Below are 16,407 nucleotides of genomic sequence, written 5' to 3'. Positions count from 1 at the left end.
CCACTACATGTATGCTCACTCTCGCTGTCGACGCAGGGGAACCCGGTGCGAATCCGGGACTGCCCCGCAGCGGTGAGCGGCTGCCCCCGGGTGGTCCGCCAGTCCGAGTACCTGCCGACGGTGTGCCGCCCGGCCTCCCCGCAGAGGCCTTTCACGCACAGCTGTACCGTCCGGCCTCGCGGGCAGGCCAGGGTGACGACGCGCGCGCCGGAACGATTCGGCGTGCCCGTCTCCCCTGCCCGGCGCGCAGGCCACGGACGCCCCCAGTCCGCCGCCGCCCCAGGAGAGAGCGCCTTGACCGTCGCTGCCTCAGTTGCCCTGCCCTCACAGGGAAACGCCGATGCCGCCCAGACCGACCCCGGTACCGCGCTGCTCCGGCTGCTCACCGACCGAAGCGCCGACCTCCCCCAGGTGGACCCCGGCCACGTCGCCGCCGCCGCGCTGCGCGGCCGTCATGCCGGCTCGGACTTCGCCGAGTTGCGCGGGCTGGCCGTGGACGCCGCCGCCTCGATGATCGCCGAGGACCCCCAGTACTCGAAGCTGGCCGCCCGGCTGCTCGCCCAGGAGATCGCCGACGAGGCGAACGGCCAGGGCGCCACCTCGTTCACCGCCTCGATCGCCGTCGGCCACGCCGAGGGCCTGATCGGCGACACCACCGCCGCCTTCGTGGCCAAGCACGCCGCCGCACTGGACGCGCTGATCGACGAGCGGGGCGACGACCGTTTCGAGTACTTCGGCCTGCGCACCGTGCAGTCCCGCTACCTGCTGCGCCACCCGATCACCCGCAAGGTGGTGGAGCGCCCGCAGCACTTCCTGCTCCGGGTCGCCTGCGGCCTGGCGGTGGGCGACAGCGAGCAGTCGGTGGCCGAGGTGGCCGAGCTGTACAAGCTGATGAGCCGTCTGGAGTACCTGACCAGCTCGCCGACCCTGTTCAACTCCGGTACCCGGCACCCGCAGATGTCCAGCTGCTACCTGCTGGACTCGCCGCTGGACAACCTGGACTCGATCTACTCCCGGTACGCGCAGATCGCCCGGCTCTCCAAGCACGCCGGCGGCATCGGCCTGTCCTACAGCCGGATCCGCTCGCGCGGCAGCCTGATCCGCGGCACCAACGGCAAGTCCAACGGCATCGTGCCGTTCCTGCGCACCCTGGACTCCTCGGTCGCCGCCGTCAACCAGGGCGGCCGCCGCAAGGGCGCGGCCTGCGTCTACCTGGAGACCTGGCACGCGGACATCGAGGAGTTCCTCGAACTGCGGGACAGCACCGGCGAGGAGGCCCGCCGCACCCACAACCTCAACCTGGCGCACTGGATCCCGGACGAGTTCATGCGCCGGGTCAACGCCAACGAGGACTGGTCGCTCTTCTCCCCCGCCGACGTGCCCGAGCTGGTCGACCTGTGGGGCGCGGAGTTCGACGAGGCGTACCGCAAGGCCGAGCTGGCCGGCAAGGCCGTGCGCACCATCCCCGCGCAGACCCTGTACGCCCGCATGATGCGCACCCTGGCGCAGACCGGCAACGGCTGGATGACCTTCAAGGACGCCGCCAACCGCGCCGCCAACCAGACCGCGCTGCCCGGCCGCACGGTGCACTCCTCCAACCTGTGCACCGAGATCCTGGAGGTCACCGACGACTCGGAGACCGCGGTCTGCAACCTGGGCTCGGTCAACCTCGGTGCCCACGTGGCCGCCGGCGCCACCGCGGCCGACCTCGTGGACGCCATGGACTGGGAGCGGCTGGACGCCACCGTGCGCACCGCCGTGACCTTCCTGGACCGGGTGGTGGACATCAACTTCTACCCGACCACCGAGGCGGCCACCTCCAACTCCCGCTGGCGCCCGGTGGGTCTGGGCGTGATGGGCCTTCAGGACGTCTTCTTCCAGCTCGGCCTGGACTTCGACTCCGCCGAGGCCAAGCGGCTCTCCACGCTGATCGCCGAGCGGATCATGCTGACCGCCTACGAGCGCTCCAGCGAGCTGGCCGAGCAGTTCGGGCAGCACCCGGCCTACGCCGAGACCCGCGCGGCCCGCGGCCAGCTGCACATCGACCACTTCGCCGGCGCCGCCCCGCAGTGGACCGAGCGCTGGACGGCGCTGCGCGCCACCATCGCCCGCACCGGCCTGCGCAACTCGCTGCTGCTGGCGATCGCGCCGACCGCGACCATCGCCTCGATCGCCGGCGTCTACGAGTGCATCGAGCCGCAGGTCTCCAACCTCTTCAAGCGCGAGACCCTCTCCGGCGAGTTCCTCCAGGTCAACCCGTACCTGGTGCGCGAGTTGAAGGAGCTGGGCGTCTGGGACCAGCAGACCCGCGACGCGCTGCGCGAGGCCAACGGCTCGGTGCAGGAGCTCTCCTGGCTGCCGGCCGAGCTGCGCTCGCGCTACCGCACCGCCTGGGAGCTGCCGCAGCGCGCACTGATCGACCTGGCCGCGGCCCGCCAGCCGTACCTGGACCAGAGCCAGTCGCTGAACCTCTTCATGGCCGCCCCCACCATCGGCAAGCTCAGCTCGATGTACGCCTACGCCTGGAAGGTGGGGCTGAAGACCACCTACTACCTGCGTTCGCGCCCGGCCACCCGGATCGCCCAGGCCGCCTCCGGCGCCGCGCGCACCGCGGCGCCCCTGCCCGCTCCCACCATGAGCCAGGCCGAGCAGGACGCGATCGCCTGCTCCCTGGAGAACCCCGAGTCCTGCGAGGCCTGCCAGTGAGTACCCCAGCTCGCGAGAAGATGCTGCTCGACCCCGGCTTCGAGCTGACCCTGCGTCCGATGCGCTACCCGTCGTTCTACGACCGCTACCGCGACGCGATCAAGAACACCTGGACCGTCGAGGAGGTGGACCTGCACTCCGACGTCGCCGACCTGGCCAAGCTGAGCGAGGGCGAGCGCCACCTGATCGGCCGGCTGGTCGCCTTCTTCGCCACCGGGGACTCGATCGTCGCCAACAACGTGGTGCTGAGCCTCTACAAGCACATCAACTCGCCCGAGGCCCGGCTCTACCTGTCCCGGCAGCTGTTCGAGGAGGCCGTGCACGTCCAGTTCTACCTGACGCTGCTGGACACCTACCTGCCCGACCCGGACGACCGCGCGGCGGCCTTCGACGCGGTGGAGAACATCCCCTCCATCCACCAGAAGGCCCAGTTCTGCTTCAAGTACATGAACGCGGTCGACCACCTGGACTCGTTGCAGACCAAGGAGGACCGCCGGGCCTTCCTGCTCAACCTGATCTGCTTCGCCGCCTGTGTCGAGGGCCTCTTCTTCTACGGCGCCTTCGCCTACGTGTACTGGTTCCGCAGCCGCGGCCTGCTGCACGGCCTGGCCACCGGCACCAACTGGGTCTTCCGCGACGAGTCCATGCACATGGACTTCGCCTTCTCGGTGGTGGACACGGTCCGCGCGGAGGAGCCCGACCTCTTCGACGACGAGATGGCCGAGCAGGTCACCGCGATGCTGGAGGAGGCCGTCGAGGCCGAGCTGCAGTTCGCCCGCGACCTGTGCGGCGAGGGCCTGCCGGGCATGAACACCGAGTCCATGCGCCAGTACCTGGAGGCCGTCGCCGACCAGCGGCTGGCCCGCCTGGGCATGCCGATCCGCTACGGCTCGACCAACCCGTTCGGCTTCATGGAGCTGCAGAACGTCCAGGAGCTGACGAACTTCTTCGAGCGCCGGGTCTCCGCCTACCAGGTGGCCGTCGAGGGCTCGGTGGCCTTCGACGACGACTTCTGAGCCACCCGGGCCGCAGCGCCTGACGCGATCGCCCCGCCGGCAGCTGCCGGCGGGGCGATCGCGTTCAACGGCCGAGGGGCCGTCAGTCGTTGGGCACCGTCGCGTAGGTCGGGGTGCCCTCGGCCATCTGCCGCAGCGCGTCCTTGCGGTCACGCTTGGAGAGCCGGTCGATGTAGAGGTAGCCGTTCAGGTGGTCGGTCTCGTGCTGCAGGCAGCGGGCGAAGAAGCCGTTGCCCTCGACCCGGATCGGGTTGCCGTCCTTGTCCTGACCGGTCACCACCGCGTAGTCGGGGCGGGCCAGTTCGGCGTAGGCGGTGGGCACCGAGAGGCAGCCCTCGTTGCCGTCGTCCAGGGTGCGGCGGTCGACCGGGAGGTCCTCCAGCACCGGGTTGATCACGTGCCCGATGTGCCGGACGTTGTCGTCGTCCGGGCAGTCGTAGACGAACACCTTGGCGTCCACGCCGATCTGGTTGGCCGCCAGGCCGACGCCCGCGGCCGCGTACATCGACTGGAACATGTCGTCGATCAGCGCGGACAGCCCGCCGTCGAACTCGGTGACCACCTTGCACGCGCGGTGCAGCACCGGGTTGCCGACCACGGTGATCGGACGCGCGGTGCCCTTGGTGAGATCGGGCTCCTCGCCGATCACCTTGACCGGAGCCTGCTCGGCCGGCTCGGCCTGCGCGTGGTCATGACCGTGCTCGTGGTCGTGCGTGTGCTCGTGCTGCTCCGCCATCGATCTTCCGCTTCTGTGGGCCTGCTCAGGAACCCCACCAGCCTAGACCGCGTCAGCAGACCTCTTCCACGTCCCGGTAGGCACGGCTGGGCGGTGCTGCCGCCACCCAGCGGTCCAGCAACAACCGGACCAGGCCGGCCGGCGCCGCGATCCCGCACTCGCGCTCGGTCAACCAGGCCATGCCGCCGCTGCCCTGGCTGAGGTGGCTCAGGTGGCCCGGGTGCGCGGCGTCGCCGTCGTCGTGCGGGTCGTGGTGCGCGGTGCGGCCGTCGTCGGTGGCCATCCGGCTCTCCGAGCAGGCCCGGCAGAGCAGTCGCACCGAGGAGGTCCAGTCCTCGGCCGCGTAGCCGGCCTCGGCCACCAGCCGCTCCAGCGCGTCCCGGTCGGCCTCGGTGGCGGCCTGCAACAGCACCACGTAGGTGGGCACCGGGGAGGGTGCCCACAGTTCGATCTCGTCGAAGACGGGGTACGCGGTGCCGGCCGCGACCCGCTCGCCGTGCGGCGCACCGTCGTGCAGCACCACCTCGCCCCAGCGGCGGCCGGAGGAGGGCAGCGGGATGGAGAGCACCTCCACCCGGGCCGGGTCGAGCCGGCGGCCCCAGACCACCTCGGACTCGCCCTCCGGCGAGAGCCGCACCGGCGTGGTGCCCAGGTCCAGCTGGACCGGGGCGTCCGGCGCCGGACCGCTGCCGGGCACCCGCAGGCCGTAGGCCTGCCAGGCCCGGCGGGCCAGCGGCCAGTCCTGCAGCGCGGTGGCGGTGATCCCCAGGTTCCACCAGTCCGGCGCGCCCTGGTCGCGGTCGAGCAGCGCCACCGCGCGCAGGCCCGCCACTCTGGCCTGCTCCCAGTCCCGGCGGAACTTGTGCAGCAGGGCCAGGTTGAACCAGGAGTCGGAGAGCCACGGCTCCAGGTCGGCGGCCATCACCAGGAGTGCGCCGGCGTCCTCGTAACGCCCGTCGCCGATCAGCGTGAAGGCCCGGTCGGTCGTCTGCCGCCAGGTGGCGGACGGCCGATGCCGTGCCCGGTGGAAGATCTTCACGTTGCCCTGCCGCCTGTCCGCTCGGTTCTGCTGAGTCCTCTGAGAGCCTGACCGCTCCCGGCACTTCCTGCCGGGGACGGCCGACTCGCGTTCCGCACGGTGTGCTACCCGTTGCTGTGGTCGGGACCGAGGGGGCGGGTGGCCCCTGCTCGGGTGTTCCACGCTACGACCGCATCCAACCACGGCGGCGGCAGGGTGCGCTTCCCACGCAATCCATCACGCTGCGTCACCGACTGCCGGGTCACCCGCTCTCGGTCCGGGCCACCGCGCACGGCCCGCCACCGGCGGCCCGCACCCGCTCCAGCGCCGCGACCACCACCGGGTCATAGGTCCGCCCGCTCTGCGCGCGCAGCACGCGCAGCGCCGCCTCGCCCTGCTCCGCCGGTCCGGTGAGGTCCTCGTGGGCGTTGGCCACCCGGATGATCCGGGCGGCCAGCGGCAGGCTGCGGTCCGGTCGGCCGTCCGGGCCGAGCAGCGGGTCGGCCAGCCGGGCCACCTGCTCGGCGACCGGTCCCGGCGCCCCGGTGCAGCGGATCACCTCGCTGCCCAGCCTGGCGATCCGCTGCTGCTCGGGCTCGGGCAGCACGGCGGTGGCGCCGCCCCGGACCGGCTCGACCAGCGAGAGCTGACCGATGTCGTGCATCAGCGCGGCGTACTCCAGCAGGGCGAGATCATGGGTGCTCAGGCCCAGCTCGCGGCCGAGCGCACACGCCGTGTCCGCGACCCGGCGCGCGTGCCCCGGCGCCGTGTAGCCGGCCACCTCGGTGGCCTTGGCCAGGGTGGCGATGGTCTGCCCGTAGGTGGCCCGGACGGCGGCGGCCCGCCGGAACGAGGCCTGGGCGAGCAGCAACGGCAGGCAGAACACCGGCAACGCCCAGAGGCCGACCTCGCCGGCCGCCAGGCTGACCAGCATCCCGGTGGCGGCGATCGCCGAGCCGATCCCGGACAGCGCCCGGAGCTCCGCCTCCAGGGCGGGGCCGAACCGGCCGCCGCCGCGCCGCTGGCAGGTGGCCAGCACCACGTCGGCCAGGCCGGCGAGCGCGGCGACCAGCACCAGGAAGACGCCGTAGGCGGGGCCGGCCAGCGGGATCCGATCGAGCGCGCCGCTGTTGTAGAGCGGCTGGAAGAGGGTGGCGGCGAAGGCCACGGTGAGCAGCCGCCGGGCGGCGCCGTCGTAGCGGGTGACCGGGCCGTGGCCGGGCACCCGGCCCGGCAGCCGGGCGGACGCCCAGGCCGAGAATCGACCCGCTGAACGGGCAGGCGGCCGAGCGTGCCGCGGCTGCGGACGAACGGGCTCCGCCGGCGCACCACCCGGCTCCCGGACGGGCACCCGCGCCGCGCCCCGAAGCGGCCCGCCGACCGGTGTCCGCCGGGGGCGCGGCACGGCGCCCAGCGCGCGCTCCCGCTCACGCTCCGCGCGCCGTAACCGCCCGCCGCCGCGCACCAGGGCCCGGACCAGCGCCCCGAGGGCCAGCCCGCTTCCGGCCACGGCGACCACCTGGAGCACCCCGTGCCCGGTCGGCAGGCCACGCAGCGGGCCGAGCAGCGCGTAGGCCAGCCCGGCCGCGGCACCCAGCGGCGCCTGGCCCCCACTCCCACCCCCGCCGGCGTCGGCCACCCGGGCCGCCTCGCCGATCGCGATCAGGACACCGAAGGCCAGGGCAACTTGAGGGTCCGTCAGGCCGTGTGCGAGAACGGCGGCGAGGGCGCCGGCCAGCAGGAGCAGCGCCGCCGCCCGGACCAGTGAGGCCCCGCTCACCGCCCGGTCGGGAGCGGCGGCGAGCACCCGCCGCGTCCCGCCGGCCGCGCTCACCGCGCCGCCGTCCGGGGCGCCGGCTCCGGGACTCCGAGCGGGATGTCCGGCACGGCCTCATCGGCCACCGGGGCCGGCGGCAGCACCGGCTGCCAGCCGCACCGGTCCACCGCCGTGACCAGCGCCTCCACCATCAGCGGGTCGAACTGGCTGCCCGCGCAGCGGCGCAGCTCGGCCACCGCCTCCGACACCGGACGGCCGCGCCGGTAGGAGCGGGTGGAGGTCATCGAGTCGAAAGCGTCGGCCACCGCGATGATCCGGGCGAACTCGGGGATCCGGTCACCGGCCAGCCCATGCGGATAGCCGCGGCCGTCCATCCGCTCGTGGTGGTGCAGGATCGCGGCGTGCGCCTCCCCCAGGAAGTCGATGCCGCGCACCAGATCGTGCCCGTACTCGGGGTGCACCTCCACGGCCCGGCGCTCGGCGTCGGTCAGCGGACCGTTCCTGCGCAGCAGTTCGGTCGCCACGCCGAGCTTGCCGACATCGTGCAGGGTCCCCGCGAAATGCAGGGTGCGCAGCCGCTCACCGGTCATGCCGAGCTGACCGGCGATCAGCACCGAGGCCCGGCCGACCCGTTCGCTGTGGCCCCGGGTGTACGCGTCCTTGATCTCCACCGCCTGCACCAGCGCCTCCACGGTGGCCCGGTGCGCGGCCCGCTCACGGTGCCCCTGGGCGAAGACCCAGGCCGAGACCGAGAGCGGCAGCAGCGCGAGCAGCGCCGCGAAGGCGCCGTACGGGCCCTGCCAGAGCACCGCCACCATCAGGCCGCCGAGCGCGTGCACGAAGGCGGCGGGGCTGAGCACGCTGCGCGCGCCCCGGCGCAGCTCGGCCGGCGGGCAGCGCTCGGCCAGCAGCCGGATCCCGGCCACCAGCACCCCGTTGACCAGGCAGAACACCAGGACGGCGGCCAACGCCGGCAGCAGCGCCGCCGGGTAGCGGGAGCCGAACAGCAGCCGGGGACCGCCCAGCAGATGGAACAGGGCCGCGGCCGGCCAGGCCGCCAGCGCGAACTGCGCGGCGTTCCAGGCCCGGCGCAGCACCCGGGGGGCGGCCGTCGCACCGGTCAGCGCGGCGGGCAGGGCGACCAGCGCGGCGGCGGCCGGCGGCAGCATCAGCACCCCGGCGAAGAGCACCGGCAGGAAGGTGTGGGCACTCGGCCGGACCGGCTCCGGCCCCAGCCCGGCCCGCGGCCCACCGCCGCGGCCGAGCAGTCGGTGCAGCCCGCGGGCCAGCCGCAGGCAGGGGGTCGGCAGGCCCTGGGCCACCGACTCCCAGCAGGCGTGCAGGAAGGCGAGCAGCGCGACCTTGGGCCAGTCCACCGGGCCGCCCAGCCAGCCGGGCAGCCCGAGCCGGGCCGTCAGCCCGGGCAGCAGCGGCAGCGGCGCCAGCGCGGCCGCCCCGAGCACCAGCAGGACATAGCCGAAAGCCGCCGCGGGGAGCCGCGCCGGTGTCTGCTCAGGGAGCGCGCGGCCCCCGCGATCCACAGCGATCTCAGCCTCCCCAACTCGCCGACAGGCTCGTCTGAGGAGGATAGGGCTCCACCGCGGCGGCTGGGCCCGTCAGCGCTCGATACCCGCCGGAGCGCGGGACACGCTCACCCGATCGAGTGAGACAAGGGAACTGACGCCCTGTCACGACCGGGGAGTGGCGGCACCGCGCGGCAACAACCGTGGGGCCCGGGATCGCTCCCGGGCCCCACGCGAAGAACCACTCGACTGCCGAACCTCTCGATCGACTACTCGGCTCGACTACTCGGCCGGCGTCGCCGTCTGCGAGGCCGTCAGCACTCCGGCGTCCCCGTGCACGGGGGCGGCGGGGTCCAACTCGACCACCGGCTCGCCGCCGCGCTGCCCGGCCCGGATGCTGTCGATCCGGGCCAGCACCTTGCTGCGCAGATCCGACGGGGCGTCATCACACCCGCAGGACCGCTTGATCAAGGCCTTGATGGCCTGTTCGAGGCCGTACTTCTCCAGGCAGGGCGAGCACTCGTCGAAGTGCTCGCGCAGCTTGGCGCAGTCGCCCTCGGCCATCTCGTTGTCAAGGAACTCGTAGAGGTGGTCAAGCACCTCGCCGCAGTCCGTGGCGTGCGGACCTCCGCAGCTCATGAGCCCGTGCCTTTCGCCTCGCGCCCAGCCCCGCTGCCGGCCGGGACCAACCCGCGCTCGCGGGCGTAGTCCTCCAGCATGCCCCGCAGTTGGCGGCGGCCTCGGTGCAGCCGGGACATCACCGTACCGATGGGGGTCCCCATGATGTCGGCGATCTCCTTGTATGCAAAGCCCTCGACGTCCGCGAGGTAGACCGCGATGCGGAACTCCTCGGGAATCGCCTGGAGGGCGTCCTTCACGTCACTGTCCGGCAGGTGGTCGAGCGCCTGGGTCTCGGCCGAGCGCAGACCGGTCGACATGTGCGACTCGGCCCGGGCCAGCTGCCAGTCCTCGATCTCCTCGGCGGCGGTGCGCTGGGGCTCCCGCTGCTTCTTGCGGTACGAGTTGATGAAGGTGTTGGTCAGAATCCGGTAGAGCCAGGCCTTGAGATTGGTGCCCTCCCGGAACTGGTGGAAGGAGGCGTACGCCTTGGCGAAGGCCTCCTGCAGCAGGTCCTCGGCGTCGGCCGGGTTGCGGGTCATCCGCAGCGCGGCCGAGTACATCGGGTCCAGGTAGCCCAGCGCGTCCCGTTCGAAGCGCGCTCGGCGCGCCTCCTCGGTCTCCTCGGCGGACACCCGGAAGGTGTCCTCCCCGATCGCCTCTGCCAGCTCGTCACCGCTCGGCGGCTCCGTGGCGGACCACTCGGCAGCGGGCGGCTCGGCCGACTGCCCGGACCCGGTCTGCGGTTCGTCCCCGCCCAGGTCCATGTTCGGCTCGTCCTCGGTCGCGACGACCGGACCCACCTCCTCGCTGAATCGAGCACGGCTCACCGCGAGCCGACCCGGAACGGAGGATATCGGGCTCGCGGGCTTCTCGCCCGCGACCAGCCACTCCGACCATGGGAGGAAGGCACTCTGTGCGCTCTGCTCCTCGGGCCGCTCCGGGCACGCGATCGAACCCATGTGCGCCGCCTTTCCACCTGGGCACCACTGACGATGGCGTCAACCAACCTGCTCGCCCGCGCATTCCCGGCGCGCACGGATCCCCCGGACGCGCCACCGGGCCGGGTGCCGGCCCGCCCGGCCGCCGAGCCGTAGAGCGTTCAGTCCAGCGGCAGTCCGGCCAGCCAGTCGGCGACGGCCGCGCAGAGCAGTTCCAGCGCCGCCGGCTGCCCGAGCGGCGCCGACTTGGGCAGCGCGAAGCCGTGGTTCGCGTACGGGATCGGCACCGGGCGCCGCTCGGCCGGGAACTCCGCCGGCGTGCCGAAGCTGTCCCGCTCGCCCTGCACCACCAGCGTCGGCAGCCCGGTGCCGAGCAGCTCGGCCACCCGGGAGCGCTCCGGCCTGCCGGGCGGGTGCAGCGGGAAGGCGAGCGCCAGCACCGCCACGGCCCCGCTCGCCGCGCCGGTCCGGCAGGCCCCCCGGGCGCCCGCGCTGCGGCCGCCGACCACCAGCGGCAGGCCCTCGGCGGCCAGCCGCTCGGCGACCGGCAGCCAGCCGGCGTCCAGCGTCTTCGGCGCGGGGGCCAGCTTCTTGCCCGCCACCCGCCAGGGCTGCTCGACCAGCGCGACGGTGATGCCGTGCGCCGGCAGCGCGGCGGCCAGCGCCACCAGGTCCGGCGCCTCGATCCCGCCGCCCGCGCCGTGCCCGAGGCCGAGCACCGCCCGGGCCCGCCCGCGGGCCGGGTACCGGCTGATCCGCGCCGGGCCCGCCGGGGTGTCCACCATGCCGTGCTCGACCAGGCTGTGCTCGACCGCGCCGTGCTCGACGCTCCGCTCGACGGCCATCAGAACAGCGCCCCTTCGGACTCCGGGGTGGCCGGCTCGGTCAGCCCCGGGTGGTTGTTGCGGATGTTGCCGACCGCCGAGCCGACCGCGGTCGCCTTGAGCAGCCCGGGCGCCGGCGCCACCAGCAGCGAACGGGCGTGCTCGGCGTCGTCCAGCCCCGGATCCAGCCAGTCGTCGAAGGTCTCGCGCTGCAGGAAGAGCGGCATCCGCTCGTGGATCGGCGCCAGCAGCGGCTCGGCCTCGGTGGTCACGATGGTGCAGGTGACCAGCCAGCCTCGCGGATGGTCGGTCGGGACGGAGCGATCCCGCCAGAACTCGTACAGCCCGGCCAGCGCGAGCGGCGCGCCGTCCACCCGGCTGACGAAGAAGGGCTGCTTGCGCGGCTTGCCGCCGCTGACGCTCGGTATCGTCTGCCACTCGTAGTAGCCGTCCACCGGCAGCAGGCAGCGGCGGGAGGCGAAGGCCTGCCGGTACGCGGGCTTCTCGTGCACGGTGTCGGCCCGCGCGTTGATCATCTTGACCGCGGTCTCCGGCGATTTCGACCAGGCCGGCACCAGGCCCCAGCGCAGCTGCCGCAGCTGGCGCACCGGCTCGCGCTCGCTCTTGGGCACGCGCTCCAGGACGGCGAGGACCGGATCGGTCGGGGCCACGTTCCAACTGGGCGGCACGGTGTCGGCCGGGTCCCACCCGCTGACGTCGAAGAGCTCGACGATGTCCTCCGGCTTGGTGCTCGCCGCGAATCGACCACACATATCGCTAGCCTCCCACGTCCCGTCGGCCGCTGTTCCGGGTCGCCGCGCGGCGCCGCCGCACCGCCCGCGCGCCACCCGCGCACCACCGACTCATCCCCTGCTCATCACCGACTCACCGCCGACCCGGAACCGGCGGCTACCCCCTTGCGGTCCTCGCATGGGAGGCTGCTGGCTTCCTCAACACCCGGGCACGGCAAGGACGATCATGAACCACAGCATCAGCGAGGTCTGGCAGCGGGTCCTGGGCACCCAGCCGGACCCGCCGCACTGGCTGGTGTTCGGCTGCGCCGCGGCCGCGCTGCTGGCGATACTCCCGCACCCGCTGTGGCGGGTCAGCCGCAACGTGGTGACCATCGCGCACGAGGGCGGTCACGGCCTGGTGGCGCTGCTGACCGGGCGCCGGCTGGACAGCATCCGGCTGCACTCGGACACCTCGGGGCTGACCGTCTCCTCCGGGCGGCCGACCGGGCCCGGCATGATCCTCACCGCCGCCGCCGGCTACCTGGCCCCCTCGCTGCTCGGCCTGGGCGGCGCCGCGCTGCTGGCCGCCGGGCGGATCACCGCGCTGCTCTGGATCTCGATCCTGCTGCTCGCCGCCATGCTGATCATGATCAGGAACGCCTTCGGGCTGCTCTCGGTGGTGCTCACCGGCGGCGCCTTCTTCGCCGTCTCCTGGTACGGCAGCGCCCAGTTGCAGGCCACCTTCGCCTACCTGGGCGTCTGGTTCCTGCTGCTGGCCGGGGTGCGGCCGGTGATCGAGCTGCAGCGCAAGCGCCGGCTCGGCGGGGCCCGCGACTCCGATGCCGACCAGCTGGCCCGGCTGACCGGGGTGGGCGCGCTGCTCTGGGTCACGCTCTTCCTGGTGGTGGCGCTGGCCTGCCTGCTCGCGGGCGGCAGCCAGTTGCTGGGCTGAGGCGGTTGTCCACAGGACCTGAGTTGTCCACAGGACGAAACGGTGGCGAAGCCCTTTTCCGGCCCGCCCTTAAACTGACCGCATGACCGAGACCCCGTGGCCCGCCCCCGTCGCGACCACCGCAGTCGACGCGACCGTCACCATCCCCGGATCCAAGTCCGTCACCAACCGGGCGCTGGTCCTGGCCGCGCTGGCGGCCGAGCCGGGCTGGGTGCGGCGGCCGCTGCGCAGCCGCGACTCCCAGCTGATGGCGGACGGCCTGCGGGCCCTCGGCGTCGGCATCGAGGAGCAGGTCAACAACTCCTCGGGCGGCACCGGCGGCGGCGACGCCTGGCGGATCATCCCGGCCGGGCAGCTCAGCGGCCCGGCCCAGGTGGACGTGGGCAACGCAGGAACGGTCATGCGCTTCCTTCCGCCGCTGGCCGCCCTGGCCGACGGCCCGGTGCACTTCGACGGCGATCCGCGCAGCCACCAGCGCCCGCAGCACGGCGTGATCGAGTCGCTGCGCGCCCTCGGCGCCCGGATCGAGGACGGTGGCCGCGGCGGCTTCCCCCTCACCGTGCACGGCACCGGCGCGCTGGAGGGTGGCACCGTCGAGCTGGACGCCTCCGCCTCCTCCCAGTTCGTCAGCGCGCTGCTGCTCTCCGGCGCCCGCTACAACCAGGGGGTGGAGGTCCGCAACATCGGCGGGCCGGTCCCCTCGCTGCCGCACATCCGGATGACGGTCGACATGCTCCGGCTGGCCGGCGTCCAGGTGGACGCGCCGGAGGACGGCGGCGAGAAGGACGTCTGGCGGGTCACCCCCGGGGCGCTGCGCGGCCGCGACCTGGTGGTCGAGCCCGACCTGTCCAACGCCGCGCCGTTCTTCGCCGCCGCGCTGGTCACCGGCGGCCGGGTCACCGTCCGCGACTGGCCCAGGCACACCACCCAGCCGGGCGACCGGCTGCGCGAGATCTACACCCGGATGGGCGGCTCATGCCGCTTCACCGACGCGGGCCTGGAGTTCAGCGGCACCGGCGTGATCCACGGCATCGACGCCGATCTGCACGACGTCGGTGAGCTCACCCCTGTGATCGCCGCCCTCGCCGCGCTGGCCGACTCCGAGTCGCACCTGTCCGGCATCGCCCACCTGCGCCTGCACGAGACCGACCGGCTGGCCGCGCTGGCCAAGGAGATCAACGAGCTGGGCGGCGACGTCAGCGAGACCGAGGACGGCCTGCGGATCCGCCCGCGCACGCTGCACGGCGGCGTCTTCCACACCTACGAGGACCACCGGCTGGCCACCGCCGCGGCCGTGCTCGGCCTGGCCGTGACCGGCATCCAGGTGGAGAACGTGGCGACCACCGCCAAGACGCTGCCGGACTTCCCGGCGATGTGGAGCGAGTTGCTCGATCCCGCGACGGCGCGGGACTGAGCGGGAGTACAGCACCATGCGCCGCTACGGCAAAGACGCCGACGAGGACGACATCCGCAACCGCCCGGGCCGCAAGGGCTCCCGGCCCAGGACCAGGATCCGGCCCAAGCACGAGGACGCCGACGAGGCGATGATCCTCACCGTGGACCGGGGCCGGCTGACCTGCCTGGTCGATGCCGGGACCAAGCAGGAACGCGAGATCGTCGCGATGAAGTCCCGCGAGCTCGGCCGCAAGGGCGTGGTGGTCGGGGACATCGTCGGCGTGATCGGCGACCTCTCCGGCGAGCCGGACGCGCTGGCCCGGATCGTCCGGGTCGAGGAGCGCACCTCGGTACTGCGGCGCACCGCGGACGACGACGACCCGTACGAGCGGATCGTGGTGGCCAACGCCGACCAGCTGGCCATCGTCACCGCACTCGCCGACCCCGAGCCGCGCCCGCGGCTGATCGACCGCTGCCTGGTGGCGGCCTTCGACGCTGGCATGACGCCGCTGCTGGTGCTCACCAAGGCCGACCTGGCCTCGGCCGCCCCGCTGCTGGAGTCCTACGCCCCGCTCGGCATCGAGTACGTGGTGACCAGCCGCGAGGAGCTGGCGACCACCGGCGCGGAGGCGGTCCGGGAGCGGCTGCGCGGGCTCTCCACCGTCTTCATCGGCCACTCCGGCGTCGGCAAGACCACCCTGGTCAACGCCCTGGTGCCGCTGCACCAGCGGACCACCGGCCAGGTCAACGCGGTCACCGGGCGCGGTCGGCACACCACCGTCTCGGCCCTCGCGCTGCGGCTGCCCCCGCCCCCGGGGGTCAAGCCCGGCTCGAAGAAGGCGCTGGACCCGGGCTGGGTGATCGACACCCCCGGCTTCCGCTCCTTCGGCCTCTCGCACATCGACCCCTCCCGCGTCATCCACGCCTTCCCCGACCTGGAACCGGGCACCGTCGACTGCCCGCGCGCCTGCAGCCACGACGAGCCCGACTGCGCGCTGGACGCCTGGGTCGCGGACGGCCACGCCGATCAGGCCCGGCTCTACTCACTGCGCCGGCTGCTGTCCAGCAAGGAGGCCCACGAGGGCGACTGAGCGATCCGAGGTGGCGACGCCCCGGTGATTGGCGATCATTGAAAGGTCCGCCGAAGAAGGTCCGCCGATCGCCGAGGAGGGGCCTGATGGCATGGCTCATGGTGATCCTCGCCGGGCTGCTGGAGACCGGCTTCGCGATCAACCTGAAGCTCAGCCACGGCTTCACCCGGCTCGGCCCGACCATCGCCTTCGCGCTCTTCGCCCTGAGCAGTTTCGGCCTCCTCACCCTCTCGTTGAGGCACCTGCCGGTCGGCAGCGCCTACGCGGTCTGGACCGGCATCGGCGCGGCCGGCACCGCGGTCTACGGCATCGTCTGGATGGACGAGACCTCCTCCGCCCTCAAGCTGGTGTCGATCTCGTTGGTCATCGCGGGCGTGGTGGGCCTGCAACTGAGCGGGTCCGGGCATTGACTCCGGGGTGTCGGTGCGATGTGCCAGCATGGGAGCCAGCAACGGCTCTCAGGAGGTCTCGATGAGCGTCATCGACGAACGTGGCCACCGCATCCTCGATTCGATCGAGGTCCCCGAGGGCTACCGGGTGGAACTCATCAACGGGAACATCGTCGTGTCGCCATCCGGTACGCCCCTGCACTGGAAGATCCAGCTCGATCTGCTCCGGCAGTTCTCCCTGCGCTCGGGCTGGGAGGTCGCCGCCGAACAGACCATCAGGCACCCCGAGTACTCCGACGAACCTCAACCCGACTTCTTCGCCCTTCCCTCCGAGACCCCGGTCGATCTGAAGGGCAGTTACCCCGCCCAGCACATCTCCCTGGTGGCCGAAGTGCTGTCGAAGAGCACCAGGGGCACCGACCTGGTCGACAAGGTCGACCTCTACGCCCGCTTCGGTATCCCGTACTACCTGATCGTCGACCCGTTCAAGCGACTCTGCACCCTGCACTGCTTCGTGGAACTCGGCGCTTACACCGACGCGGTCACCCTCGACTTCGGCCGCGGGATCCATCTGCCCGAGCCTTTCGGCTTCACCCTCGACACCAGCGGCTTCCCCGTCTACGAGTAGCCGGCCGTCCTGACCGTCCGCCACGCGAGCCGAACTGTCGATTCACCGGGCGGCTCGCT

15 protein-coding genes and 1 riboswitch are annotated in these 16,407 nt (G+C 72.9%); of the genes, 7 read left to right on the top strand and 8 right to left on the bottom strand.

Going from position 1 to position 16,407, the window contains the following annotated elements; translation table 11 throughout:
* Positions 1-36: 36 nt before the first annotated feature.
* Positions 37-112, top strand: a riboswitch (cobalamin riboswitch).
* A 182-nt stretch (positions 113-294) separates the two neighbouring features.
* Together ABH937_RS14550 and ABH937_RS14545 are read left to right on the top strand one after the other, a co-directional pair.
* Positions 295-2,706: a ribonucleoside-diphosphate reductase subunit alpha gene (locus ABH937_RS14550; RefSeq protein WP_370145659.1), complete on the top strand. Its 2,412-nt coding sequence runs from the start codon at positions 295-297 to the stop codon at positions 2,704-2,706.
* Positions 2,703-3,722, top strand: coding sequence for a ribonucleotide-diphosphate reductase subunit beta (locus ABH937_RS14545; RefSeq protein WP_280687564.1), 1,020 nt, complete (start codon positions 2,703-2,705; stop codon positions 3,720-3,722). The genes ABH937_RS14550 and ABH937_RS14545 overlap by 4 nt, the downstream gene beginning before the upstream one ends.
* A gap of 82 nt (positions 3,723-3,804) precedes the next feature.
* Here the strand turns inward: ABH937_RS14545 and def are convergent, their stop codons facing one another.
* The 8 genes from def to ABH937_RS14505 form a co-directional block, all read right to left on the bottom strand.
* Complete coding sequence (gene def / locus ABH937_RS14540) at positions 3,805-4,458, bottom strand: peptide deformylase (RefSeq protein ID WP_280687566.1); 654 nt, start codon at positions 4,456-4,458, stop codon at positions 3,805-3,807.
* A gap of 52 nt (positions 4,459-4,510) precedes the next feature.
* Positions 4,511-5,497, bottom strand: a complete 987-nt coding sequence (locus ABH937_RS14535) for a hypothetical protein (RefSeq protein WP_280687567.1) — start codon at positions 5,495-5,497, stop codon at positions 4,511-4,513.
* Between the two features lie 241 nt (positions 5,498-5,738).
* Positions 5,739-7,310: an HD domain-containing phosphohydrolase gene (locus ABH937_RS14530; RefSeq protein ID WP_280687568.1), complete on the bottom strand. Its 1,572-nt coding sequence runs from the start codon at positions 7,308-7,310 to the stop codon at positions 5,739-5,741.
* Complete coding sequence (locus ABH937_RS14525; protein WP_280687570.1) at positions 7,307-8,794, bottom strand: HD-GYP domain-containing protein; 1,488 nt, start codon at positions 8,792-8,794, stop codon at positions 7,307-7,309. The genes ABH937_RS14530 and ABH937_RS14525 overlap by 4 nt, the downstream gene beginning before the upstream one ends.
* A gap of 264 nt (positions 8,795-9,058) precedes the next feature.
* The gene (rsrA, locus tag ABH937_RS14520; RefSeq protein WP_280687571.1) at positions 9,059-9,415 is read right to left on the bottom strand and encodes a mycothiol system anti-sigma-R factor; all 357 of its coding nucleotides are present in this window, start codon (positions 9,413-9,415) and stop codon (positions 9,059-9,061) included.
* A complete protein-coding gene (locus tag ABH937_RS14515; RefSeq protein ID WP_266300795.1) occupies positions 9,412-10,062 on the bottom strand; it encodes a sigma-70 family RNA polymerase sigma factor in 651 nt (216 codons plus the stop codon). Before ABH937_RS14515 ends, rsrA begins: the two co-directional genes overlap by 4 nt.
* Positions 10,063-10,496: 434 nt before the next feature.
* Positions 10,497-11,120 (bottom strand): alpha/beta family hydrolase, encoded by a 624-nt coding sequence (locus ABH937_RS14510; protein ID WP_370218450.1) that lies wholly within the window; start codon positions 11,118-11,120, stop codon positions 10,497-10,499.
* Positions 11,121-11,179: 59 nt separating this feature from the next.
* Positions 11,180-11,932 (bottom strand): SOS response-associated peptidase, encoded by a 753-nt coding sequence (locus ABH937_RS14505; RefSeq protein ID WP_370218363.1) that lies wholly within the window; start codon positions 11,930-11,932, stop codon positions 11,180-11,182.
* A gap of 205 nt (positions 11,933-12,137) precedes the next feature.
* Between ABH937_RS14505 and ABH937_RS14500 the strand changes: the two genes are divergently transcribed.
* From ABH937_RS14500 to ABH937_RS14480, 5 genes are all read left to right on the top strand, one after another.
* A complete protein-coding gene (locus ABH937_RS14500; RefSeq protein ID WP_280687574.1) occupies positions 12,138-12,845 on the top strand; it encodes a M50 family metallopeptidase in 708 nt (235 codons plus the stop codon).
* 82 nt (positions 12,846-12,927) lie between these two features.
* A complete protein-coding gene (gene aroA, locus ABH937_RS14495) occupies positions 12,928-14,259 on the top strand; it encodes a 3-phosphoshikimate 1-carboxyvinyltransferase (RefSeq protein ID WP_280687575.1) in 1,332 nt (443 codons plus the stop codon).
* A 16-nt stretch (positions 14,260-14,275) separates the two neighbouring features.
* The gene (gene rsgA / locus ABH937_RS14490) at positions 14,276-15,331 is read left to right on the top strand and encodes a ribosome small subunit-dependent GTPase A (protein ID WP_280687577.1); all 1,056 of its coding nucleotides are present in this window, start codon (positions 14,276-14,278) and stop codon (positions 15,329-15,331) included.
* 86 nt (positions 15,332-15,417) lie between these two features.
* Positions 15,418-15,741 carry a multidrug efflux SMR transporter gene (locus ABH937_RS14485; RefSeq protein WP_370218361.1) on the top strand — a complete coding sequence of 108 codons (324 nt, stop codon included), beginning with the start codon at positions 15,418-15,420 and terminating at the stop codon, positions 15,739-15,741.
* 61 nt (positions 15,742-15,802) lie between these two features.
* Positions 15,803-16,348, top strand: a complete 546-nt coding sequence (locus ABH937_RS14480; RefSeq protein ID WP_280687582.1) for a Uma2 family endonuclease — start codon at positions 15,803-15,805, stop codon at positions 16,346-16,348.
* Positions 16,349-16,407: the final 59 nt, after the last annotated feature.

The organism is Kitasatospora sp. GAS1066B (assembly GCF_041262605.1).
Lineage (GTDB): Bacteria > Actinomycetota > Actinomycetes > Streptomycetales > Streptomycetaceae > Kitasatospora.
The sequence above is the reverse complement of the archived record's forward strand: the minus strand, read 5'-3'. Positions and strand labels throughout refer to the sequence as shown.